Annotated in this window: 19 protein-coding genes and 1 riboswitch; of the genes, 5 read left to right on the forward strand and 14 right to left on the reverse strand. The window is 41.0% G+C overall.

What is annotated here, in order from left to right; genetic code table 11:
* Positions 1-93: 93 nt before the first annotated feature.
* Positions 94-588 carry a FliG C-terminal domain-containing protein gene (locus BIV16_RS11230; RefSeq protein ID WP_075680886.1) on the reverse strand — a complete coding sequence of 165 codons (495 nt, stop codon included), beginning with the start codon at positions 586-588 and terminating at the stop codon, positions 94-96.
* Between the two features lie 228 nt (positions 589-816).
* Positions 817-1,998, reverse strand: coding sequence for a methionine adenosyltransferase (gene metK / locus BIV16_RS11235; protein WP_075680888.1), 1,182 nt, complete (start codon positions 1,996-1,998; stop codon positions 817-819).
* Between the two features lie 153 nt (positions 1,999-2,151).
* Positions 2,152-2,263: riboswitch (SAM riboswitch) on the reverse strand.
* 150 nt (positions 2,264-2,413) lie between these two features.
* Between metK and BIV16_RS11240 the strand changes: the two genes are divergently transcribed.
* Entirely contained in the window at positions 2,414-3,502 is a 1,089-nt protein-coding gene (locus BIV16_RS11240; RefSeq protein WP_075680890.1) for an HD-GYP domain-containing protein, read from the forward strand.
* A 155-nt stretch (positions 3,503-3,657) separates the two neighbouring features.
* Here the strand turns inward: BIV16_RS11240 and BIV16_RS11245 are convergent, their stop codons facing one another.
* The 9 genes from BIV16_RS11245 to BIV16_RS11285 form a co-directional block, all read right to left on the reverse strand.
* Entirely contained in the window at positions 3,658-4,950 is a 1,293-nt protein-coding gene (locus tag BIV16_RS11245) for a UDP-N-acetylglucosamine 1-carboxyvinyltransferase (protein WP_075680892.1), read from the reverse strand.
* A gap of 201 nt (positions 4,951-5,151) precedes the next feature.
* Entirely contained in the window at positions 5,152-5,655 is a 504-nt protein-coding gene (locus BIV16_RS11250) for a shikimate kinase (RefSeq protein ID WP_075680894.1), read from the reverse strand.
* A gap of 207 nt (positions 5,656-5,862) precedes the next feature.
* A complete protein-coding gene (locus BIV16_RS11255; RefSeq protein WP_075680896.1) occupies positions 5,863-6,984 on the reverse strand; it encodes a peptidyl-prolyl cis-trans isomerase in 1,122 nt (373 codons plus the stop codon).
* Between the two features lie 181 nt (positions 6,985-7,165).
* Positions 7,166-10,711 (reverse strand): transcription-repair coupling factor, encoded by a 3,546-nt coding sequence (gene mfd / locus BIV16_RS11260; protein WP_075680898.1) that lies wholly within the window; start codon positions 10,709-10,711, stop codon positions 7,166-7,168.
* Positions 10,712-11,290, reverse strand: coding sequence for an aminoacyl-tRNA hydrolase (gene pth / locus BIV16_RS11265; protein WP_075680900.1), 579 nt, complete (start codon positions 11,288-11,290; stop codon positions 10,712-10,714).
* Positions 11,291-11,351: 61 nt separating this feature from the next.
* Positions 11,352-12,092 carry a sugar phosphate nucleotidyltransferase gene (locus BIV16_RS11270; protein ID WP_075680902.1) on the reverse strand — a complete coding sequence of 247 codons (741 nt, stop codon included), beginning with the start codon at positions 12,090-12,092 and terminating at the stop codon, positions 11,352-11,354.
* Positions 12,093-12,299: 207 nt separating this feature from the next.
* Positions 12,300-12,566, reverse strand: a complete 267-nt coding sequence (gene spoVG, locus BIV16_RS11275; protein ID WP_075680904.1) for a septation regulator SpoVG — start codon at positions 12,564-12,566, stop codon at positions 12,300-12,302.
* A 26-nt stretch (positions 12,567-12,592) separates the two neighbouring features.
* Positions 12,593-13,711, reverse strand: coding sequence for a glucose-1-phosphate adenylyltransferase subunit GlgD (gene glgD, locus BIV16_RS11280; protein ID WP_075680906.1), 1,119 nt, complete (start codon positions 13,709-13,711; stop codon positions 12,593-12,595).
* Positions 13,708-14,958, reverse strand: coding sequence for a glucose-1-phosphate adenylyltransferase (locus BIV16_RS11285; RefSeq protein ID WP_242940395.1), 1,251 nt, complete (start codon positions 14,956-14,958; stop codon positions 13,708-13,710). Before BIV16_RS11285 ends, glgD begins: the two co-directional genes overlap by 4 nt.
* A gap of 446 nt (positions 14,959-15,404) precedes the next feature.
* Between BIV16_RS11285 and murC the strand changes: the two genes are divergently transcribed.
* From murC to BIV16_RS11305, 4 genes are all read left to right on the forward strand, one after another.
* Positions 15,405-16,784 carry a UDP-N-acetylmuramate--L-alanine ligase gene (gene murC, locus BIV16_RS11290; RefSeq protein WP_075680910.1) on the forward strand — a complete coding sequence of 460 codons (1,380 nt, stop codon included), beginning with the start codon at positions 15,405-15,407 and terminating at the stop codon, positions 16,782-16,784.
* A gap of 420 nt (positions 16,785-17,204) precedes the next feature.
* Entirely contained in the window at positions 17,205-18,293 is a 1,089-nt protein-coding gene (locus BIV16_RS11295; RefSeq protein WP_075680912.1) for a DnaD domain protein, read from the forward strand.
* Between the two features lie 20 nt (positions 18,294-18,313).
* Positions 18,314-19,294: an ATP-binding protein gene (locus BIV16_RS11300; RefSeq protein ID WP_075680914.1), complete on the forward strand. Its 981-nt coding sequence runs from the start codon at positions 18,314-18,316 to the stop codon at positions 19,292-19,294.
* Positions 19,295-19,359: 65 nt separating this feature from the next.
* The gene (locus tag BIV16_RS11305; protein ID WP_075680916.1) at positions 19,360-20,541 is read left to right on the forward strand and encodes a ribose-phosphate pyrophosphokinase; all 1,182 of its coding nucleotides are present in this window, start codon (positions 19,360-19,362) and stop codon (positions 20,539-20,541) included.
* An 87-nt stretch (positions 20,542-20,628) separates the two neighbouring features.
* Here BIV16_RS11305 and BIV16_RS11310 read toward each other — a convergent pair whose 3' ends face one another.
* The 3 genes from BIV16_RS11310 to BIV16_RS11320 all read right to left on the reverse strand — a co-directional run bounded on the left by BIV16_RS11310 (position 20,629) and on the right by BIV16_RS11320 (position 22,944).
* Positions 20,629-21,102 carry a DUF6465 family protein gene (locus BIV16_RS11310; protein WP_075680918.1) on the reverse strand — a complete coding sequence of 158 codons (474 nt, stop codon included), beginning with the start codon at positions 21,100-21,102 and terminating at the stop codon, positions 20,629-20,631.
* A gap of 27 nt (positions 21,103-21,129) precedes the next feature.
* Positions 21,130-21,384 carry an HPr family phosphocarrier protein gene (locus BIV16_RS11315; RefSeq protein WP_075680920.1) on the reverse strand — a complete coding sequence of 85 codons (255 nt, stop codon included), beginning with the start codon at positions 21,382-21,384 and terminating at the stop codon, positions 21,130-21,132.
* Between the two features lie 159 nt (positions 21,385-21,543).
* On the reverse strand, positions 21,544-22,944 hold the full coding sequence (locus BIV16_RS11320) for an alanine/glycine:cation symporter family protein (protein ID WP_075680922.1): 1,401 nt from the start codon (positions 22,942-22,944) through the stop codon (positions 21,544-21,546).
* Between the last annotated feature and the right edge of the window lie 101 nt (positions 22,945-23,045).

Consider the following 23,045-nt stretch of genomic DNA (forward strand, 5'->3'; position numbering starts at 1 on the left):
ATTTTATAAAATTAACGAAAACAGGGTTCATCAGTTCAACTTTTACTGACAAACCCTGTTTTCTTTTTTATTCAGATATTACCATTATCCGCTTTACAAAGCAGCATTAATTTGCGCCAATATTTTTTGTTGCATATCCTCGACTTCTGCCAGAGGCATAGGATTATGGCTAAGAACGGCAGATTCTAAATCGCCATTATTTAATGTAGTAAAAATAAATTTCTTGTTCTGAGGCGAGGTTCCCATACATGCAACAGCTAAATCTTTTACATCAAATAATTCTAGAACCGATTTAACAATACCCGTATCCAAAGATTGCACATCTTCAAAAGAATAGATTTTGTCAAGAATTGGTGAATTTGTATTATCACGAATAATGTTTTCGAAGGTGTTCTTTTCATCAGGCTCTAAATAAGTTAGTAAATTTTGAATTTCATCGGCAACATTTAATTTTTCTCTAAATCTACAAATGTCCTGCAAAATATCATTCCATTCATTATCTGTAAAAGAACGATTCTCCGCTAATACATGATATACCATTTTTCGATTTGTTTCGTTAAGGGAACGAATAAAATTTACAAAATCCATTGCATTACCTCCATACTTATTCATACTTGATTAATTAAGAGACATTATTTCCGTAAAAAATTACTTTACAGAATTTCATTAGCTATAAGTATAATTATACTAAAAGATGAATATAAATACAAATGCTTTTATGACTTCTTTTTCTTATAACGCAAAAAACAGGATGCCCCCGCTCAAATCAAAACGGATTCATCCTGCTTCTTTATTGCCATTTCCGGTATTTACTTTTTATAAGTATTTCTTCAAATCGTCTACTTTATTTAATGCTTCCCATGGAAGATTTAAGTCGTTACGTCCGAAATGTCCGTATGCTGCTGTTGGACGGTAGATTGGTCTTCTTAAGTCGAGCATCTTGATGATTCCTGCTGGACGAAGATCAAAGTTTTCACGAACGATTTCTACTAATTTTTCATCGGAAAGTTTTCCGGTTCCGAACGTATCTACCATGATAGAAGTTGGCTGTGCAACACCGATTGCGTAAGATAACTGAATCTCACATTTGTCTGCAAGACCTGCTGCAACTAAGTTCTTCGCAACGTAACGTGCTGCGTAAGCTGCGGAACGGTCTACCTTTGTGCAGTCTTTTCCAGAGAAAGCTCCGCCGCCGTGACGAGCCATTCCACCGTAAGTATCTACGATAATCTTACGTCCGGTTAAACCTGCATCTCCGTGAGGTCCACCGATAACAAAACGTCCGGTTGGGTTGATGAAGAATTTGGTTGCGTCATCTACTAATTCTTTTGGAAGAACCGGATCAAAGACATATTTCTTGATATCTTCGTGAATCTGTTCCTGTGTCACTTCCTCGTCATGCTGTGTGGATAAAACAACTGCCTCTAATCTCTTTGGCTTTCCAGCTTCATCATATTCAACAGAAACCTGAGTTTTTCCATCTGGTCTTAAATAGCTTAATGTACCATCTTTTCTTACTTTTGTTAACTGTAATGCTAACTTATGAGCAAGTGAAATTGGATATGGCATATATTCTTCTGTCTCGTTTGTTGCATATCCAAACATCATACCCTGATCACCGGCACCGGTATCAAGATCATCTTCTAATGCACCTTCTCTTGCCTCTAATGCTTTATCAACACCCATTGCGATATCTGCAGACTGCTGGTCTAATGCAACCATAACTGCGCAGGTATGACCATCAAATCCGGTCTTTGCATCGTTGTATCCGATTTCATTTACGGTATTACGCACGATGGAAGGAATATCTAACTGTGCCTTTGTTGTAATTTCACCAGTTACCAAAACAAATCCGGTACAGCTTGTTGTCTCACATGCGACACGGCTCATTGGGTCCTGTTCCATACATGCATCTAAGATGGCATCGGAAATTGCATCACACATTTTGTCTGGATGTCCTTCTGTTACGGACTCTGAGGTAAATAATAATTTTTCCATTCTATACTCTCCTATGTAAACTTTGACTAGCCTGTTTTCGAAAAGCCGTTCCTCTGGAAAAATTGTTATGCGCGCAATTTCCACAATTTTTGCCACTAAAAAACCGCCTGTCGAAGAACAAGCGGAATTGATACGATGTTAGATAATCAAATCCTCTTATTGTTCGAACTGAATTAACAGCATTACTCGCTCAGGTAGGCACCTTCCGTAGAGGGGTTGCCGTGACTTCACAGATCCTATGTATCTCCATCACTCTGAATAAGAGAAATTTCACAATATTGAATTTTCAAATCTACCTTTGTAGGGTACACCCTATTTTTCCATCTGTCAATACCTTTTACCCATATTCTTATTGACTTTATTTTTCGATGATTTTATACTTATATTAGAAGTTTTCGAAAAATGGGGGATAAGAATGAAAAATATTGCAAACAAAGATTTAGAACCCGGCATGATTCTTGCTGAGACCGTGAAAACAAGAGGAGGACAGCTTATTGCCAAATCAGGCACCGTCCTTACCAAACAGTTAATTCTACATATGGGATTCTACAACATCGAATCTGTTGCGATTGTCGAAGAAGAAAACAGCGAAGAACCTACGACCCCAAAGACAAACGCTTCCGATTCCTCTTATTCCCAGAAAATCAGAAGTTCGAAAAAATTTCAGGCTTTCCAGATTGATTACAGTGTCATGATTCAACATGTACATGAGGCTTTTGAGAATTATGTAGACAAAGGGATTCCATTACCTTCTGAACAGCTTTTAGAGGAAACCATCACACTATATCAATCCTGCCGGACAACCATAGACTTATTTGACATGCTGCACAACATGCGCTCTGTCAACGACAGTACCTATGCACATTGCTTAAATGTGGCACTGATTTGCAGAATTTTTGGAAAATGGCTGAAAGTTGATAGAAAGACCCAGGATGTCATCACACTCTGCGGGCTTTACCATGACATTGGAAAGTTAAAAATCCCGGATGCTATCTTAAACAAACCCGGCAAGTACACGGATGATGAATTTACCCTTGTGAAAAAGCACCCACAGTTCAGCTACGATTTGTTAAAAGATCTTCCACTGGATTCTCATATTAAAAACGCTGCCCTGATGCATCATGAACGCTGCGATGGTTCCGGATATCCAGGACATCTGACTACAAATGAAATTGATAATTATGCTATGATTGTGGCGATTGCCGATGTCTATGATGCAATGACTGCTGCACGTTCCTATCGTGCACCGCTTTGTCCATTCCAGGTCATTGAGAATTTTGAAAAAGATGGATTATCAAAATATATGCCAAAATATGTTCTCACTTTCCTGGAACGCATTGCAAATACCTATCAGAGCCAGCGCGTTCTGCTTAGCAATGGTCAGAGTGCCAACATCGTATTTTTGAACAAACAGAATCTGTCCAGACCGATGGTTCAGCTTAACGATAATAGCTGTATCAATTTGTCAACCGCAGGCGATTTACATATTCAGGCTCTTTTATAGTAATTTTCTATGTATAACTGAAAAGAGTGTCTTAAGAAATGAAATTCTTAAGGCACTCTTTTTTCATAAAATACGTCCTGTTTAAAAATTATATGCACTTTAACGAGACACTTGATTCCGAAAAATACACCCCGTTTCTATAAGACTTTTTGTCTTTATGAAACCTGTAACGTAAATTTCTGAATCTCTTTCTCTGTGCTTACTTTCTCAATCTGTGCACCAAGTGATGCTAATTTCTTTTCAAATTCTTCGTAACCACGTTCAATGTAATAAATATCATCTACCACTGTGATGCCGTCCGCAGCGAGTCCTGCAATGACAAGTGCTGCTCCTGCACGAAGATCCGGTGCATTTACACGCGCACCTGTGTAGCGCTCTACTCCACCGATAATCGCGATATTGCTCTCTACTTTGATGTTGGCACCCATTCTGGTCAATTCATCTACATACTTGAAACGATTCTCAAAGATGCTCTCTGTCACAGTACTTGTTCCAGATGCAATACCAAGAACAACTGCCATCTGTGGCTGCATATCTGTTGGGAAACCTGGGTATGGAAGTGTCGTTACCTGGGTATGTGTCAAAGGTTTGGAAGCGACAACACGTACCGCATCATCAAACTCTTCTACCTCACAGCCAATCTCTAATAATTTTGCTGTGGTAGCCTCTAAATGCTTTGGAATGACATTCTTAACTGTCACATCACCTTTTGTTGCTGCTGCGGCAAACATGAAAGTACCGGCTTCAATCTGATCCGGGATAATGGAGTACTCTGTCTTGTGAAGCTTTTCAACACCGACAATACGGATTACATCGGTTCCGGCTCCTTTGATATTCGCACCCATGCTGTTTAAAAAGTTTGCAACATCAACCACGTGTGGCTCTCTTGCCGCATTTTCAATTACAGTCTTTCCTTCCGCCATAGCAGATGCCATCATAATGTTGATTGTCGCACCTACGGATACTTTGTCTAAGTAAATGTGAGTTCCAACTAACTTCTCTGCCTGTGCCATGACAAGACCATGCTGGATGTCGACCTGCGCTCCCATTGCCTGGAAACCTTTTAAGTGCAAGTCAATCGGGCGGCTGCCAATGTTACAGCCACCTGGAAGAGCAACCTCTGCTCTCTTATATTTTCCTAATAACGCACCAATCAGATAATAAGACGCTCTGATTTTACGGATAAATTCATTGTCAACGTTCAAATCACGGATAAAAGAACCGTTGATTTTCACGGTATGCGCATCAATTCGGTCCACCTTCGCACCGATTTCCTTGATTGCATTCAAAAGGACATTGATGTCCCTAACATTTGGTAAATTCTCTATTAAAACGGTTTCATCTGTCATGATTGCAGCAGAAAGAATTGCCAAAGCAGCATTTTTTGCTCCGCCAATCTCTACTTCACCAACCAATGGATTACCACCTTTGATTACATACTGTTCCATATCACACCTCTATGAACAAACTTATACAAACATATAATTATAGTAACTTTTTACTACGTTTGTCAAGCTGTTCTTCTTCTACTACGGCTTCCAATTCGTTCCATTGTCTCTCGTATATCTTATTCGTTTTTCTTTTTTTTGTTACTTTCATGATTCCGACTGAATTCGTCCTCGAACAAAATTTCCTATTACATAAAAAAATTATGCCTGTAACTTCTTCACCAGAGAATCAATCGTTTGTTCTACATTCAATCCAAATTCACAGACTGTTACATCTGCGTATTTTTCATAGAGCGGGACGCGCTCCTCATACAAATCATGCAGCGTCTGTCCATCGCGCAAAACCACGCCTCTTCCTTTGATGTCGCGCAGTCTTTTCTCTAATTCCTCAAATGGAAGTTCTAAGTAAACAACGGTTCCAATGGACTTCAAATGTTCCATTGCCTCCTGTCCATATACCACACTTCCTCCGGTTGCAACCACCGCATGTTCCACTGCAAGGCTTGCATTCACACGGTTCTCTACCTCTATAAATCCATCGGTTCCCACTTCTGTGATAATCTCATGAAGCAGTTTCCCTTCTTCTTCCTGAATTACTAAGTCAGCATCTACGAACTGATAGCCTAAGACTTTCGCTAATATTACGCCTACTGTACTCTTTCCTACGCCTGGCATTCCTATTAATACTATATTGTCCTTCTTCATCGGCTTTCATTCCTCGTATTTCAAATTGTTGTCTATTTTCAAGTTCCTGTGGACTGTCTGCGTCATTTACCGCAATAGTCTACATTATTTTAAAGAATAACATATTTTTCGACAAAAAAAAAGAGGTTCTTTGAAAAACATTGCATTTCCATAAAATGGTTATGTTTTTGGAACCTCTTTTGTCTATTGTATGCTTCTTTTTTGTTCTTATTCGAGTGTTTCTGTCGTCTCAGTGCCTTCGTTTACTGTCTCTGTTCCCTCTGTCACAGACTCCGTTGCCTGCTCGGTCTGTGTTGCAGCTTCGGTTGGCTCTGCTGTCTCTGTATCATCAACCTTGGTTGTGAATAAATTATCAAACTGTACGGTTGCCCATACTTTTTCTTTTAATTCCCATTTTGCATCGTCTTCCCAGCCGGAAAGAACGCTGTCATACAAATCCTGCTGACGCTGTTTGATAATCTCCTGTCTGTGTGTCTCGGTTGCCTCCTCGTCACAGTCTGTATCCAGACGAAGAATGTAATAGGAGCTTTCCGCAGTGACAAGGTCTGAAACTTCGCCTTCCTTAAGTTTATCTAAGGCTGCCACAACCGCATCTGGAAGCTTATCATCATCTTTTGCATAAGTTCCGGTACTTACCGTATATCCGGCATTGGTGATTGCGCCATCAAAATCTTCCTTACATGCTTCTGCCAATGCTTCGGAATTCTTCTCTAACAGTGCTTTTTCGTCGTCGGTATAATCCACAGACTGACCGGAATCATCCGTGTGGCTCTGATTTGGAATCTCAACATAACTGTAACCTCTCATGTTGGCATCCTCATCACTGACATTGGTATCTGCATCTGCAACAATCGCATCATACATTTTACTCTGAATCGTATTTAAGGTTAAGTATTCCTCTACAATCTCCTCGGTTGCGCCAAGTTGGTCTAACGCATCCTTTGTGTTGTCTGACATAAAGGTTTCTGCAGCTTCTTTGATGGCAGCTGTCTCATCATCCGTCAGGGAAACACCGTAATCATCCATGTGATTCTGTAAAATGTAAAGGTCTTCTACCGTCTTAATGATGTTCTCTTTGAGGCTGTCCTGTGTTGTGCTTCCACTGTTATATAAATCAGAAGACCATACATCTTCCCCAAAATATGCCACATAAAAATCATCATATTTTGCCTGTGTAAATCTGGCTGCAAAATTTGCAACTCCTAACGTAATATCTTTTCCATCTAATGTCGCTACCACTGCGTCTTTTTTCACGCTGTCGCATCCGGTCAGGCCGGTTGTAAGCAATGCTCCGCATAAAAGTAATGCAGCAATTCTCTTGGTCTTCATTGATATCCTCCATTCTCTGGAATCTTCTCTTTTGTTGCGATTCCATCTGTCCTCTTATTTCAACAATGCCATTTATGGCTTAGGACAGTCACTTTTTATATTATAGTGCTTTTTGGGCTATGCCGCAATATTTTTCATACAATTTTCACAGGGCATACGCCGCTGTTTTCCTTACGCCAAATCAACTACATACGTCGTTGGGTGTTTCCAGAAGCACCCTCGCATCCTGTAAAATTTTTTCCAGCAATTCTTTGATATTTACCTTCTTATCCCTGCTGTTTGCCTTTAGCTGATAGGTAAAATATGGTGCCTTCTTGTCCATTGCAAATGTCATCCTGCCATCATAGGCAGCCACAAAGTCTGGAATCTTTGCCGGATTTATCTTTGCTTTTTCATATAAGGTAAACTTTAAGGTATTGTTTTTCTGCGCAATTTCCGTGAAAAAGACCCAGTGTGCCATTGTTTTTATTTTGGCAATGAAAAGCAGGTTTTCGACGGATTTCGGAAGATCTCCAAAACGATCCATCAATTCCTCTAGCATCTCTTCGGACTCTTCCTGTGTTTCAATATCCGCAATTCTCTTGTAAATATCCAGTTTCTGGAACTCATTTGGAATGTACGTCATCGGAATATAGGCATCAATATCGATATCAATCGACGTATCAAAGCTTTCTTCCACCGGAATACCTTTCGCCTCTTTTACCGCCTCGTTGAGCATTTTACAGTACAGGTCATAACCGACCGCCTCCATATGCCCATGCTGTTTTGCACCAAGCAGATTCCCGGCACCACGGATTTCCAAATCCCGCATTGCAATCTTGAATCCACTGCCCAGTTCTGTATATTCTTTGATGGCGGCAAGTCGTTTTTCTGCAACCTCTTTTAACATTTTATCCCGCTTATACATCAAAAAAGCGTATGCGGTCCGGCTGCTTCTTCCGACTCGTCCTCTTAGCTGATAAAGCTGGGACAGTCCCAGATTGTCTGCATCCTGTATCAAAATCGTGTTGACATTTGAAATATCCAGACCGGTCTCGATAATCGTTGTTGAAACCAGCACATCAATCTCACCGTTGATAAACTGGTACATAATTTTTTCCAGCTCGTGTTCTTTCATCTGCCCATGTGCAAATGCGACATTTGCCTCTGGAATCAGCTCCGATAAACGATGCGCCACGTCCTCAATCTCCTTGACACGGTTAAACACGTAATACACCTGACCGCCTCTTGCCAGTTCTCTTGAAACCGCTTCCCGCACAAGCTCCTCGTTATATTCCATCACATAGGTCTGAATCGGAATCCGGTCCATTGGCGGTTCTTCTAATACACTCATGTCACGGATTCCAATCAGGCTCATGTGAAGCGTTCTTGGAATCGGGGTTGCCGTTAGCGTCAAAACATCAATGTTTGTTTTTAACTGCTTAATCTTTTCTTTATGTCCCACACCGAAACGTTGTTCCTCATCAATGATGAGTAACCCTAAATCTTTGAATACAATATCCTTCGAAAGTACGCGGTGGGTTCCAATCAGGATATCAATCTGTCCTTTCTTGACACCCTCCATCGTCTTTTTCTGCTCCGCCGGTGTGCGGAAACGGCAAAGCAAATCGATATGAATCGGGAAATCCTTCATTCGCTGCACAAAGGTACTGTAATGCTGCTGTGCCAAGATGGTTGTCGGACATAAAAAGACTACCTGTTTGCCATCCTGAACTGCCTTGAACGCTGCACGGATTGCAATTTCGGTTTTTCCATATCCTACGTCACCACAGATAAGACGATCCATGATTTTTTTGCTTTCCATATCACGCTTGGTGTCCGCGATGGCTGCCTCCTGGTCTTCCGTCTCCTCAAACGGGAACATCTCCTCAAATTCGTTTTGCCAGACGGTATCCGGGCTAAACGCAAATCCTTCTTCCTGCTGCCTTGTGGCATACAAACTGACAAGGTCTTTTGCGATGTCTTTTACCGCACCACGCACCTTGCTCTTCGTTTTGCTCCAATCCTGGCTTCCTAATTTGTTCAGCTTTGGCTTTTTGGCATCTGCTCCGGCGTACTTTTGCAATAACTCCAGCTGTGTTGCCAGAATATATAGCGTTCCACTGTTTGCATATTCAATCTTAATGTAATCTTTTACCGTTTTGTCGACCTCAATTTTCTCGATTCCACGGTAAATGCCGAGTCCGTGATTCTCATGAACCACGTAATCTCCAACATTAAGGTCCGTAAAACTTGCGATTCGCTCTCCCTCATAGGCTTTGCGATGTTTCTTCTTTTTCTTTTCTCCACCAAAAATATCACTCTCTGAGATGACAACAAACTGAATCATCGGATACTCATATCCCTTTTTCAGTTTCCCATATCCCGTCATGATTTCGCCCGGTTTTACCTCATGTTCAAAATCTTCGGTGTAAAAAGCGTTTAAACCTTCTGCCATCAAATCTTCTGCAAGACGTTTCGCTCTGGTTCTCGAACCCGAAAGTAAAATCACACGATATCCATTCTTTTTATAACGTACCAAATCCTTCACGAGAAGTTCAAAACTGTTATTATAAGGGTTTACCGTCTTAGTCTGGATGTTTAAGTGTTCCGTAATCTCAAGGTAATTGCACTTTAAGTCAAGCGTTGCAAGCGCAACACACCGCTGGTTTTCAATTTTTCCCAGAATCTCCTTATATGGAATCAGCTCTTTCATCTGTCCCGGAAGAATGTACCCTTTTTCCAGGCGCTGCTTCATGCTGTCCAAAAATTCGGTCTCCGTTGCAATTCCGCGCTCGATACTACGATTGGTCTCATCCAAAAAGAGGATGGTATTCTCCTTTGAAAAATAGTCGAGCAGCGAAACCCGTTCCTCCACAAAATAGGAAAGAAATGCATCCGCTCCGGCAACGATTCCAAATTCTCCAATCTCTTCTGCAACCTGTTCTGCCACCTGCATCGCGCGGTGCGCTTCCTCGGTTTTCATCTTTTTTCGAAGTTTTTCGGAAACCTGCTTCGCTTCTTTTTTCAATTTCTCAATACCGGCTTGTTTTTCCGCCTCGGTTAGCACAAGCTCGCATGCCGGATAGATATGCACTTCCTCTAAATTTTCAATGGAGCGCTGGCTTTCCGGATCAAAAGAACGGATGGAATCCACCTCATCTCCCCACAGTTCAATTCGGAATGGATTGTCCTCCGTAAGCGAAAAAATATCCAGGATTCCACCACGCACCGAAAATTGTCCCATCGACTCTGCCTGGTAATTTTTCTCGTAGCCAAGTTCCACCAGGCTCTTTACCATCGCTTCCAAATCCAGTGTGTCGCCAACTGCAATCCGTTTTACAGACTGGATAAAACGTTCGGGCTGTGGCATAGGATTCATCAGACCGTCAAACGTCGTGATAATGGTGCAGTCTTTTTCCTCTGCAATACGTTTTAGTGCCTGAATACGCTCTGCTGTCAACACATTTCCGCGAATATCGGACTGATAAAAAAGAATATCTTTTGCCGGATAATATGCAACATTTTTGTCAAAAAATGCGTACTCCTCCAAAAGTTCTTTGGCGCGCTGTTCCTGAAACGTTACGATAATCCGGTTCCCTTTTCCATTGTTGATGCTGCTGATAAAATGCGCCTTTTGTGCATCGATACAGCCTGAAACCTGGATGATTCCCTTTTCTTTTTTCAGTTGTTGTTCCAGTTCCTCAAATTCCCTTAAACCGCTTAGGGACTCGGTAAATGCTTTCACTTAAGCCTCCTGCTTTTTACTGTTAAAATCATTCATGGCGCGGTCCACTTCCCCTTGAACCATCATGCCGGCTGCACAGATTGCATCCTTTATGGCATCTTCTACCTTAGCCTGATCTTCTTTATTAAAATGACCTAACACATGGTCTGCCAAATCCCAGCCTTTTGGTTTTTCGCCGACCCCGACTTTAATACGCATAAAGTTCTGTGTTCCGGTCATGGCGATAATATTTTTGATTCCGTTGTGACCGCCTGCGCTTCCTTTTTTGCGGATGCGAAGGTTCCCCGGTGCAAGACTGATATCGTCAAAAATCACTATCATCTCATCTTCCGGGTTAAGTTTGTAGTAATTGACAAGCTCTGCCACGCTTTCCCCGCTTAAGTTCATAAAGGTCTGTGGTTTTGCCAGTACCACTTTCACTCCCTCGATGACTCCTTTTCCGACAAGTGCTTTGTGTTTTTTTTCACAAATGCTGATGTTATATTGATCTGCCAGTGCGTCCAGACAATCAAATCCGACGTTGTGGCGTGTATGCTCGTATTGTTTTCCTGGATTTCCTAATCCAACGATTAAAAACATGGTATTCCTCCTATTTCATTATCTCAAATAAAATGTGCGAAGTTTGAGTTCATTATGTTTTTTACTGTGCTTTTCTTGCGTGAATAATTTCAGTCGCAGCCTTCAACTGTTCCTGATCATTGACTCCGGTGATGTCTTCTGGATTATCTAATGCATAGGCATCCACACGGAGACCTTTTTCTTTGATAATGGTGAGCGTGTCTGGAAGATAATATTCTCCCTGTGCATTATTTGGTGTGATTTTTTCTAATGCTTCTTTTAATTCCTTTGTGTCAAAAACATACATTCCAGAATTCACCTCGTGGGATGCTAACTCTTTCTCATTTGCATCTTTGTGTTCCACACTTTTGACAAAATTTCCTTTTTCATCACGGATAATTCTTCCGTACCCGGTTGGGTCTTCCATCATCGCCGATAACACGGTGACGGTATTTCCTTTTTCCTTTTGGTAATCCGCAAGGTTCTTTAATGTCTTTGCGGTGATAAGCGGAGTATCTCCGAACAAAATCATAGTCTGTCCGTCTTCTCCCATAAAATCTTTTGCGCATTTTACGGCATGACCGGTTCCTAACTGTTCTTCCTGCATGACAAATGCAACATCTTTATTCTGGATGCTTTCCTTTACCACATCGCTCTTATATCCGACAACCAGACATACTTCATCAGCTCCTGCTCCCTTTGCTGCCTCAATTGCATAATCCACCAGGCATTTTCCATCAATGGTATGAACGACCTTTGGAAGGTCGGATTTCATTCGGGTTCCTTTTCCTGCTGCAAGGATGACTGCTTTTAATTTACTCATATCTATTCTCCTTCTATCTTAACTTATTCTCTTTTTTCTTTTCTATTCGTCTCGCCTTTTCTGTGTGCGACTTCCTATCTATTCTAACCAAAATTCTTCCATTTGTATAGTGCGATTGTTGTGACCTCGCCACTCGCACAAAAAGAGCCGTGACACCTATTTTCATAAATGTTACGACTCTTTCTCTCATTTTTGCTACAAATCCTGTTATTCTTCTACCGCCAATGTCTCCTGATATTTCTGCAAAATCAGATTCTGGATACGCTCTCTTGTATCGGAATTGATTGGATGTGCGATATCGCGATATTCTCCATCTGCAGCTTTGCGGCTTGGCATTGCGATAAACAATCCTTTTTCACCTTCAATTACTTTAATATCATGTACCACGAATTCCTCATCAATGGTAATAGAAACAACTGCTTTCATTTTTCCTTCTTTTTCTACTTTTCGAATTCTTACATCTGTAATCTGCATGACATTATGTCCCCCTTTTGTCTTATTTATAGAACGTATCTCTCGTTATTCTCGAAGACAATCTTCACACCATTGTCCCCACAATAATACGTGTTCGCCTTTAACGTATCCCGACTTTCTACGATACAGTTCTCGATATGAGTATTATCACCAATATAAACGTCGTTTAGTATAATTGAATTCTTAATCACACAATTCTTACCGACAAATACCTTCTTAAATAAAATGGAATTCTCCACCTTACTGTTGATGATACAGCCACTTGCAATCAGGCTGTTTCTCACACTTGAACCTGCATTGTATTTCGCCGGTGGAAGATCATCCACCTTGGAATAAATGGTTGGTTCTTCTTTAAAAAAGTATTTTCTGACTTCCGGTTTCAAGAAGTCCATATTGGTCTTGTAGTAGGAATCTACGGTCGCAATGTTGCTCCAGTATTCCTTCATCTTGTATCCATAGATACGTTTCATATTTTTGTAACGAATCAGAATATCGGTTACGAAATCCCAACGGTCTTCCTGTGCGCTTCTTTCCAGCATCTCTATCAATTGTCTTCTCCGCACAATATAGATTCCGGTAGAAATGGTATTGGATCTGGAAACCATCGGTTTCTCTTCGAATTCTGTAATCCGTGCATCCTCATTCATGCGTACCACACCGAATCTGCTGACATCTTCCCCTGGCTCCATGTCCTTGCAAACCACGGTAATATCTGCTTTCTTCTCAATGTGATAGTCTAAAACTTTATTGTAATCGAGCTTGTATACACAATCACCACTTGTGATGATAACGTATGGCTCATGACACTTCTTTAAGAAACTAATGTTCTGGTACATTGCATCTGCGGTACCACGATACCACCAGCTGTTGTCCACCGTAACCGTCGGATTGAATACAAACAGACCTCCCTGCTTTCTTCCGAAATCCCACCATTTCGATGAACTTAAATGCTCGTTCAAAGACCTTGCGCTGTACTGTGTCAGTACTGCGACCGTCTGGATATGTGAGTTACTCATGTTGCTCAATGCAAAATCGATGCTTCTGAAACTTCCTCCAATCGGCATTGCTGCGATTGCACGTTTATTCGAAAGTTCCTGCATTCTTGTGTTGTTACCACCAGCCAAAATTATTCCTACTGCCTTCATACTGTGTCACCTGCCTTAATGATTACTTCACCGCTCTCCAGTCTCTTGTCCGGATAATCCGAAAGCTCTGTCACACCAGAGATTGCTGTGTTCTTGCCTACTTCTACGCCTGCAGGGATAACAGATTTTTCCCCTATCGTCACAAGTCCAAACGAATATATCTTCTCATTTAATTTATTTGGAGCCTCTTCTCCAACTCCAAGCTTCGCCCCATCGCATATCTCGCAATTCTCCGCAATAATTGCCTTGTCAATGGTAACGTTCTCGCCAATCGTGGTTCCCTTCATAATGATGGAGTCCCGCACAACGCTTCCCTTGCCAATTGTGACGCCTGCGCCAATGACGGAACTATGTACCTCTCCGCAAATCTCAGTCCCCTCACTTACAAGGCTCTTCTCCACAACTGCCTCTTCGGAAAGATACTGAGGTTCTATGATATCGCTCTTGGTATAAATCTTCCAATACTCTTCATACAAATTAAATTCCGGAATCAAATCAATCAATTCCATATTGGCTTCCCAATAAGAACCAAGTGTTCCAACATCTTTCCAATAACCATTGTATTCATAAGCGAAAAGACGTTGTCCCTTCTCGTGACAATACGGAATAATATGCTTTCCGAAGTCACAGCTGCCCTGATCCTTCATGGCTAGCAATGCTTCTTTCAGAACATTCCAGCTAAAAATATAGATTCCCATGGATGCAAGGTTGCTTCTTGGATGTTCCGGTTTCTCCTCGAATTCCTGGATCTTCTTATTCTCATCCGCAATCACAATTCCGAACCGGCTTGCCTCGTCTATCGGAACCGGCATCGTCGCAATCGTGACATCCGCATGATTCTCCTTATGAAAATCCAACATAACCTCATAATCCATCTTGTAAATATGATCTCCTGACAAAATCAGGACATATTCCGGATTATACTGCTCCATGTAATTCATGTTCTGATAAATTGCGTTTGCAGTTCCTGTATACCATTCACTGTTATCGCTTCTCTCATATGGAGGCAATACAGTTACACCACCATTGTTTCGATCCAAATCCCACGGAATACCTATCCCAATATGGGTGTTGAGTCGAAGTGGCTGATATTGTGTTAGTACCCCTACTGTATCAATCCCCGAATTGATACAGTTGCTCAGTGGGAAATCGATGATACGGTATTTTCCACCAAACGCAACAGCCGGTTTTGCAACTCCTGCTGTCAATACTCCTAAGCGGCTCCCCTGTCCACCAGCTAATAGCATTGCTATCATTTCTTTTCGAATCACGTCACTCACCTCTCGTCACTTTCTAGTCTTGCTACATAAAAATTATAACATACTGCATTTTTTATGTACATCTTTTTTCACAATCTTTTCGTCAAATTTCGCATATTTTTGTCATTTTAAACAAATATAATTAATTTTGATACAAAATTACACATTTGCCACTTTTCCTAATGCGCAACCCTTTGCGCAACCTATATTTTTTCTTGTACCGAAAATTTTCAGTTAATTTCATTACTTGAAATTTTTTATCGTTTTTCTTACATTTTCTGGAAAGACAGAAAAAACAAGACTTTCTTCGAAATAAAATTTGCAAAATTCATATATATGGTTATAATGAAACGTAGTCACTTTACGTGCATCTTAATATGGAAGAAACCTAAGATGTAACCAAGTGCCAATGAAAAAACAGGTAGGTATTTATCATGTATAAAATTAATTTTAATCAGCCAATACATATCCACTTTATTGGTATTGGCGGTATCAGCATGAGCGGTCTTGCTGAGATTCTTTTGGAAGAGCATTTTACCGTGTCCGGTTCCGACGCAAAGGAATCTGATTTGACCAGACACTTAGAGCATATGGGTGTACAAATTTTCTACGGTCAGAAAGCAGAAAATATCATCGACGGCATCGACCTTGTCGTTTACACCGCTGCAATTTCTGAAACCAACCCGGAATTTGCACGTGCAAAAGAAGTGGGACTTCCTATGTTAAGCCGTGCCGAGCTGCTCGGACAGATTATGGACAATTACAAACAGTCCATCGCCGTTGCCGGTACCCATGGAAAAACAACCACAACTTCCATGATTAGTCAGATTCTGCTTCAGGCGAAATGTGACCCAACCATCTCTGTTGGTGGTATTTTAAAAGCAATTGACGGAAATCTTCGTGTTGGAAAATCCGATGTATTCATCACCGAAGCGTGCGAATACACCAACAGCTTTTTGAATTTCCGCCCAAAATACAGCATTATCCTAAATGTGGAAGCAGAACACCTTGACTTCTTTAAAGATATTCAAGACATCCGTCATTCTTTCCACTTATTTGCAAAAAATACTCTGGAGAACGGTGCCATCATCATCAATGGCGATATTGAACATTACGAAGAACTGGTAAAAGACCTTGCCCCAGCCATTCTTACTTTTGGTAAGACAGCAAGCAGTGATTTTTACCCGGAAAATATTACATTCAACGAAAAAGCCTGTGCAACCTATGACGCAATGTTCCGCGGCGAAAAGCTGATGACGGTCTCCTTAAACGTGCCTGGCATGCATAATGTTACAAACTCTCTTGCAGCCATTGCACTTGCCAAAGATTTAAAGATTTCCGATGAGAGTATTCTCGCAGGACTTTCGGCATTTGGTGGAGCCGACAGACGTTTCCAGTACAAAGGATGCGTGGACGGCGTTACGATTATTGATGATTATGCCCATCATCCAACCGAAATCCGTGCTACCTTAACAGCAGCAGAAAAATATCCACACAAACGTCTGGTTCTTGTATTCCAGCCGCACACTTATTCTCGAACCAAAGCGTTCTTAGATGATTTTGCGGATGTTCTTTCTATGGCAGATGTTGTCGTCTTAGCTGACATCTACGCCGCAAGAGAAAAAAATACCATTGGAATCAGTTCCAAGGATATTCTTACGAAACTGGAAGAAAAGGGAACAGAATGTTATTATTTCCCTTCTTTTTCCGAAATTGAAAACTTTTTACTAGAAAATTGTGTGAACGGTGACCTGTTGATAACCATGGGTGCCGGAGACATTGTAAATGTGGGCGAATCCCTGCTTGGCAAATAGTTATCCACATTATCCACATTTTTTTGGGGAAAACTTTCCCCGAAGGAATGTGGATTTTTAATTTACATAATATTTTTCCTGTTTTTCTCCTAAAGTCCTGTTCTATAACTGTTTCGTTCATTTTCGGCAGTTTCCATAAAAATATAGCCCCCTTGCTTTTCCACATTATCCACATTTTCAACATCTTCAAAAACCCTTGAATTTACTTGGATTTATCACCAAAATTGTTCTTCTCAATTTCAATTTCTTGTGTTATAATTCAAGTCGCATGATAGGAGGAAACGGTTCTTTTTATGGATTCTCCGTGGAAACTCTATTTTCGATTTGAGTTTTTTATCATATCATGTTAGAATTTGTTGTCAGTAGTTTTCCACTATGGATTCTTCTTATTTTACTGACTTGAAAGGAAATGAGTCATACATGGCAAAGATTACATTACACAGTGACAGAGAAACAACCGTCACCAGTGTTTCCAATGTGTTTATAGATGAATACATGTCGAATGCCAATGGAGAATTTGTAAAGATTTATCTTTATCTGCTCCGCTGCATGAATTCGTCCGATGCGACGTTTTCCATCTCAGCTATGGCAGATAAATTCGAACATACCGAGAAAGACATCAAGCGAGCCTTGAATTATTGGGAGCGCATGCATTTACTCCGACTGGAATACGATTCTGAGAAGAATCTGACCGGTGTCTGTTTTGTGGATTCCAATGAATCCTCTGAATCGGAAAGTATGGAGAGTTCTTCCTCTGTGGATATGGAAGAAGATGCAGCTTTAGAAAAAGCACCTGCCACTCCTGCCCCTTCGATTTCAAACCGCAAACAGTACAGTGCCGACGAGATTATGGTGTTCCAGAAAAATGACGATGTTGCGGAACTGATTTTTATCATGGAAAAATACCTTGGACGACCACTGACATCGACCGACACCAATGCTTTACTTTATTGGTTTGACGAACTTGGATTTTCCACAGACCTGATTGAATATCTGGTGGAATATTGTGTCACAAAGGGACACATGAGTGTCCGTTACATGGACAAGGTTGCACTTGCCTGGGCAGAATCCAAGGTAAAGACCGTCGAGGATGCCAAGAAATCCACAAATTTACACAGTGAACTTTATTTCGCTGTACTGAAGGCTTTTGGAATCTCCGGGCGTAACTTGGTCGCCGCTGAGAGCGGTTATATTGACAAATGGAAGAATACATACGGATTTTCATCCGAACTGATTCTGGAGGGATGCCGCAGAACCATGCAGGCAATCCATCAGCCAAGCTTTGAATATACTGACAGTATCTTATCCAGCTGGCGGAAAAATAACATTTCAACCCTGGAAGATGTGCAGCGTTCCGATGAGGCGTTCCAGAAGAAGAAATCTGCTTCTGCAACCAGACAGGCTTCCACCGAGAACGGTGCTTCCAAAAATAAATTCAACAACTTTACCCAGCGTTCTTACAACTATGATGAGCTGGAGAAAATGCTTTTAACTACAAATGTACATTAATTTTTCAAAGGAGTGTCTTTATGTCACTGAACAATTCACAGTATGACGAACTGATTCGTCATTACAATGCAACACAATTGAAAAACCAACGTTTGCATGAGGCGCGTGTTCGCGACGCTTATTTAAAGACACCAGCTTTAAAAGAAATTGATGATGCAATTGCTTCCTGCTCAGTTGCGCAGGCAAGAAAATTATTAGATGGTGATGCCGGTGCGCTTGACGCATTGAAATCCCAGTTAAAAGAACTTCGAGCTAAGAAGAAGGCATTGTTAACTTCTCTTGGCTATTCTGACGATTATTTTGACCCTGTCTATGATTGTCCTGACTGTAAGGACACAGGTTTTATCGACGGGAAACGCTGTCACTGCTTCAAGCAGGCGGCGATTGACCTCGTGTATACACAATCCAATTTAAAAGAAATTCTTGCAAAAGAGAATTTTACTACGTTCTCTTTTGCATATTATTCAGATGAAGAAGTGAATCCGGCAACCGGTCTTTCTTCTCTTGCTACTGTAAAAAATGCCGTAAAAGAATGTCATTACTTTATTGACCATTTTGATGAGGATTCTTCGAATCTTTATTTCTATGGAGACACTGGCGTTGGGAAAACTTTTCTTTCCAACTGTGTCGCCAAAGAACTTTTGGACCGTGGTCACTCTGTCATTTATTTTACGGCTTTTCAATTATTCGATATATTAGGGAAAAATGTTTTTGACAAGGACGCAGATGCCATTGCTGCAAACCAGAATATTTTTGACTGCGACCTTTTGATCATTGATGACCTGGGAACAGAACTTGCCAATTCTTTTACAGCTTCCCAGCTTTTCTTATGTATCAATGAACGTGCCCTTCGAAAGAAACACACGGTTATTTCAACCAATCTGAATGTACCTCAGCTTGCTGATATTTATTCAGAGCGCGTTCTTTCCCGTATTTCAAACAGCTATACGCTTATCAAACTTTTCGGTGACGATATCCGTATGAAAAAAAGACTTCACTAGATAAAGATCACCCTATCTTTTCTAATGAAATAGATCAATGCAAAACATTTATGGAGGAATCATTCATGCCAAACGATGAAAGAAACTTAGAAACCTTACCAGACGGTGCTCTTGGACTCATCCCATTAAAGAGCTGCAAAGAACTCGGTGACAAAGTAGACAAATACTTGGTCGGCTGGAGAGAGAAAAGAGAACATGAACACCGTGGAAGCCTTGCATACAAGGATTACAAACGTGACTCTTATATTATCCCAACTGCAGTCCCACGTTTTGGTTCCGGTGAAGCAAAAGGATCTATCAAAGCATCTGTCCGTGGTTATGACTTATACCTTATGGTGGATGTCACAAATTACAGTTTAACTTATTCCTTATGTGGTCACGAAAATCACATGTCCCCAGACGACCACTTCCAGGATTTGAAACGTATTATCGCTGCTGTTGGTGGTAAAGCAAGAAGAATTACTGTTATCATTCCTTTCCTTTACGAAAGCCGTCAGCACAAACGTACTTCCCGTGAGTCCTTAGACTGTGCTCTTGGACTTCAGGAACTGGTTGCAATGGGTGTTGATAACATCATCACATTTGACGCTCACGACCCACGTGTTCAGAACGCAATCCCTCTCAAAGGATTCGAGACTGTTCAGCCTGCATACCAGTTTATCAAAGGTATCTGCCGCCATGTCAAAGATTTACAGCTAGATAACGATCACCTAATGATTATCAGCCCGGATGAAGGTGGTACAAACCGTGCCGTTTACCTCGCAAACGTATTGGGTGTCGATATGGGTATGTTCTACAAACGCCGTGATTACAGCAAAATTGTAGATGGACGTAACCCAATTGTTGCTCACGAATTCCTTGGTACTTCCGTAGAAGGAAAAGATGTTATCATCATTGATGATATGATTTCTTCCGGCGAAAGTATGATTGACGTTGCAACAGAGTTAAAGAAGAGAAAAGCAAGAAGAATCTTCGTAGTCGCTACTTTTGGTCTTTTCACAGACGGACTTGCAAAATTTGACAAGGCTGTTGCAGACGGAATTATCTACAAAGTAGTAACAACAAACTTAACTTACCAGACACCGGAATTACTTTCCAGAGAATATTACATCAACTGTGATATGAGTAAATACATCGCTTATATCATTGATACTTTAAATCATGATTCTTCCATCAGTGATTTATTAGATCCTTACGATCGTATCCAGAGACTTGTATCTGCTTACAAAGAAGAACAGAACAACTAATTTACAAAACAAAAATCAGGTGTACCGATTTTCCAAGAAAACAGGTACACCTGATTTTTTATGTAGATTCAAGTCTTTTTTTTAGTTCTAAAACAAGTCAATTTTTCCTGCAAACTTCTGATTAATCACATAATAAGCTGCGTAATCTTCTGGTTTTAGGTAAACCTGAAGCGATTTAATGGAAGATGCTCTGTGTCCTTCTGCTACATACTGTGCAGTTGCCTTTGACACAACATCATCAATCACTGCTTCACGTCCCTGGAACTGTATGAATACTTCTGGTTTCAGAGGCTCCTTTTCTGCTGATTTTGTGGCTTTCTTCTTCGCTGCTGCGCTCTTTGCCACTGCTTTCACTGCTTCTTTCTTTTCTTCCACTTTGGCTGCGACCTTTGCTCCGGTCTCTTTTGCTGCTTCCTTCGTGTCTGCCACTACTGCCTTGGCTGTCTGGGTTACATCACTTACTTTTACAGTACTTTCCACTTCAACAGGCTTAGGCTCTACCACTACTCTCACTGCCTTAGTCTCATTAAGTTTTGTTGCTGCTACTGTCTTTTTCTGCATAAAGAATCCCTCCTTAAAATCAAAAAACTACTCACACACTAAAAACTTCTCCATTGCTACTAATGCTTCTTCTTCATCGCTTCCCTCTGCCACGATGTCTACTTTCATGCCAGAAGAGGGATTAAATGCCATAATTCCCATAATACTTTTTGCATTAATCTTACGATTGTTGCTTTCTAATGTAATATTGCTATCAAAACGACATGCAACCTGTACTAACTCTGCAATTGGGTTTTTATGCTGTTCAGAAACATTCGATACAATAATTTCTTTCCTACTCATATTTTCCACTTCCTCGTCTTAAAGTACAACTCAAAATATACCCTATCTAACTAAAATTTGCAATACATTTTAGGGAAAACCGTTATTCTTAACGAATGAATGAGATTACACCTTTAAAATTTATGCATTTTTTTACCCAATATGCATTCTGTTTCGTTTTTATTTTTGCCGTTCCTTCTTCAAAATGTGTTCAAATTCTTCTACATCTTTTGCGATTTCACCACTCAACACTAATAAACAAATCAGATTCGGAACTGCCATCAATGCATTTGCGATATCCGAAAAATCCCAGACAATGTCAAATGCTGTTGTGGCACCAACATATACAATCAATGAAAATACAATTCGATACACCATATTATATTTATGCGTTCCTAATAAATATTCAAACGCCTTTTCTCCATGATACTCCCATCCTAAAATTGTCGAAAATGCGAACAGCGCAATTCCTCCTGTCACAAGATATGCGCCGACATTTCCCAGACCAGTTCGAAAGGCCACAATCGTAAGTGCTGCACCTTTGACATACGCTCCCGTTTCGTCCACCATGCCTAACACACCGGAACTTGCGATTGCAAGTCCTGTTATGGTACACACTACAATCGTATCCCAAAATGTTCCCGTCATATTGATATAGCCCTGCCGTACAGGATGATCTGTTGTTGCTGCCGCTGCAGTGATTGCGGCAGAACCCATTCCAGCTTCATTGGAAAAGATACCACGCGCCACCCCAAAATGAACCGCATTCATGATGGATGCTGTAATTGTTCCACATAGACCGCCTCCTGCTGCACGGAACGAAAATGCCATTTTAAAAATCATCGCAACACCTGCCGGAAGATTTTTAATATTTATGAGTATTACAAGCAGCCCTGCAAGAACGTAAAAGATTGCCATAAACGGAACTACAACGGACGATACTTTGGAAATCGTTTTAATTCCACCGACAATGATAAATAAAACCAAAACGGTGATTACAAGACCGGTCACCCAGGTTGGCACCTGAAATGTTGCATGAATTGCGTCCGATATGGAATTTGCCTGCGTCAGATTGCCTATACCAAAAGAGGCAATGACTGCAAATAGCGCAAACAGCCAGCCTAATACCGCTCCGGCCTTTTTGTTGTGAAATGCCTTTTTCATGGTGTACATCGGGCCACCGGACATTTCACCTTTTTCATTTACCTCACGGTATTTGATTGCCAGCATACACTCACTGAATTTCGAGGACAAACCAAAGCATGCGGAAATCCACATCCACACAAGTGCCCCCGGTCCACCGGATACCATGGCGGTTGCAACCCCGACAATATTTCCGGTTCCGATTGTAGCTGCAAGCGCAGTTGTCAATGCAGAAAACGGGGAAATATCGCCGTCCCCTCTTTTGGTTGTCCGTGCCTCTTTACTTAAGGTAGAACGAATTGCATATCCTAAATTGCGCCAGGTGCGAAACCGTAAACGCACGGTGAGATAAATTCCGGTTCCCACAAGCAAAACAAGCATCACAGGCCCCCACACCACATCATCAATCTGTTTTAATATCTCTGCGAATCTTTCCATTCCATCACCAATCCTTTCCCCATATCTTATGTCTCTTCTTCTGTTTCATTCGAACTTCCATTTCCCTGTAAAACACGCTTTCTCCCGTTCTCAAAATCTTT

This window comes from Roseburia sp. 831b, assembly GCF_001940165.2.
GTDB lineage: Bacteria > Bacillota > Clostridia > Lachnospirales > Lachnospiraceae > Roseburia.

Coding starts and splice junctions, on each gene's coding strand:
- glgD (WP_075680906.1), bottom strand. CDS start 13,711: ATGAAGGCAGTAGGAATAATTTTGGCTGGTGGTAACAACACAAGAATG.
- BIV16_RS11310 (WP_075680918.1), bottom strand. CDS start 21,102: ATGCAGAAAAAGACAGTAGCAGCAACAAAACTTAATGAGACTAAGGCA.
- BIV16_RS11245 (WP_075680892.1), bottom strand. CDS start 4,950: ATGGAACAGTATGTAATCAAAGGTGGTAATCCATTGGTTGGTGAAGTA.
- BIV16_RS11295 (WP_075680912.1), top strand. CDS start 17,205: ATGGCAAAGATTACATTACACAGTGACAGAGAAACAACCGTCACCAGT.
- BIV16_RS11250 (WP_075680894.1), bottom strand. CDS start 5,655: ATGAAGAAGGACAATATAGTATTAATAGGAATGCCAGGCGTAGGAAAG.
- BIV16_RS11300 (WP_075680914.1), top strand. CDS start 18,314: ATGTCACTGAACAATTCACAGTATGACGAACTGATTCGTCATTACAAT.
- BIV16_RS11230 (WP_075680886.1), bottom strand. CDS start 588: ATGGATTTTGTAAATTTTATTCGTTCCCTTAACGAAACAAATCGAAAA.
- BIV16_RS11285 (WP_242940395.1), bottom strand. CDS start 14,958: ATGCTATTAGCTGGTGGACAGGGGAGCCGCTTAGGAGTATTGACAGCA.
- BIV16_RS11305 (WP_075680916.1), top strand. CDS start 19,360: ATGCCAAACGATGAAAGAAACTTAGAAACCTTACCAGACGGTGCTCTT.
- BIV16_RS11255 (WP_075680896.1), bottom strand. CDS start 6,984: ATGAAGACCAAGAGAATTGCTGCATTACTTTTATGCGGAGCATTGCTT.
- BIV16_RS11315 (WP_075680920.1), bottom strand. CDS start 21,384: ATGAGTAGGAAAGAAATTATTGTATCGAATGTTTCTGAACAGCATAAA.
- BIV16_RS11240 (WP_075680890.1), top strand. CDS start 2,414: ATGAAAAATATTGCAAACAAAGATTTAGAACCCGGCATGATTCTTGCT.
- spoVG (WP_075680904.1), bottom strand. CDS start 12,566: ATGCAGATTACAGATGTAAGAATTCGAAAAGTAGAAAAAGAAGGAAAA.
- metK (WP_075680888.1), bottom strand. CDS start 1,998: ATGGAAAAATTATTATTTACCTCAGAGTCCGTAACAGAAGGACATCCA.
- pth (WP_075680900.1), bottom strand. CDS start 11,290: ATGTTTTTAATCGTTGGATTAGGAAATCCAGGAAAACAATACGAGCAT.
- BIV16_RS11320 (WP_075680922.1), bottom strand. CDS start 22,944: ATGGAAAGATTCGCAGAGATATTAAAACAGATTGATGATGTGGTGTGG.
- BIV16_RS11270 (WP_075680902.1), bottom strand. CDS start 12,092: ATGAGTAAATTAAAAGCAGTCATCCTTGCAGCAGGAAAAGGAACCCGA.
- murC (WP_075680910.1), top strand. CDS start 15,405: ATGTATAAAATTAATTTTAATCAGCCAATACATATCCACTTTATTGGT.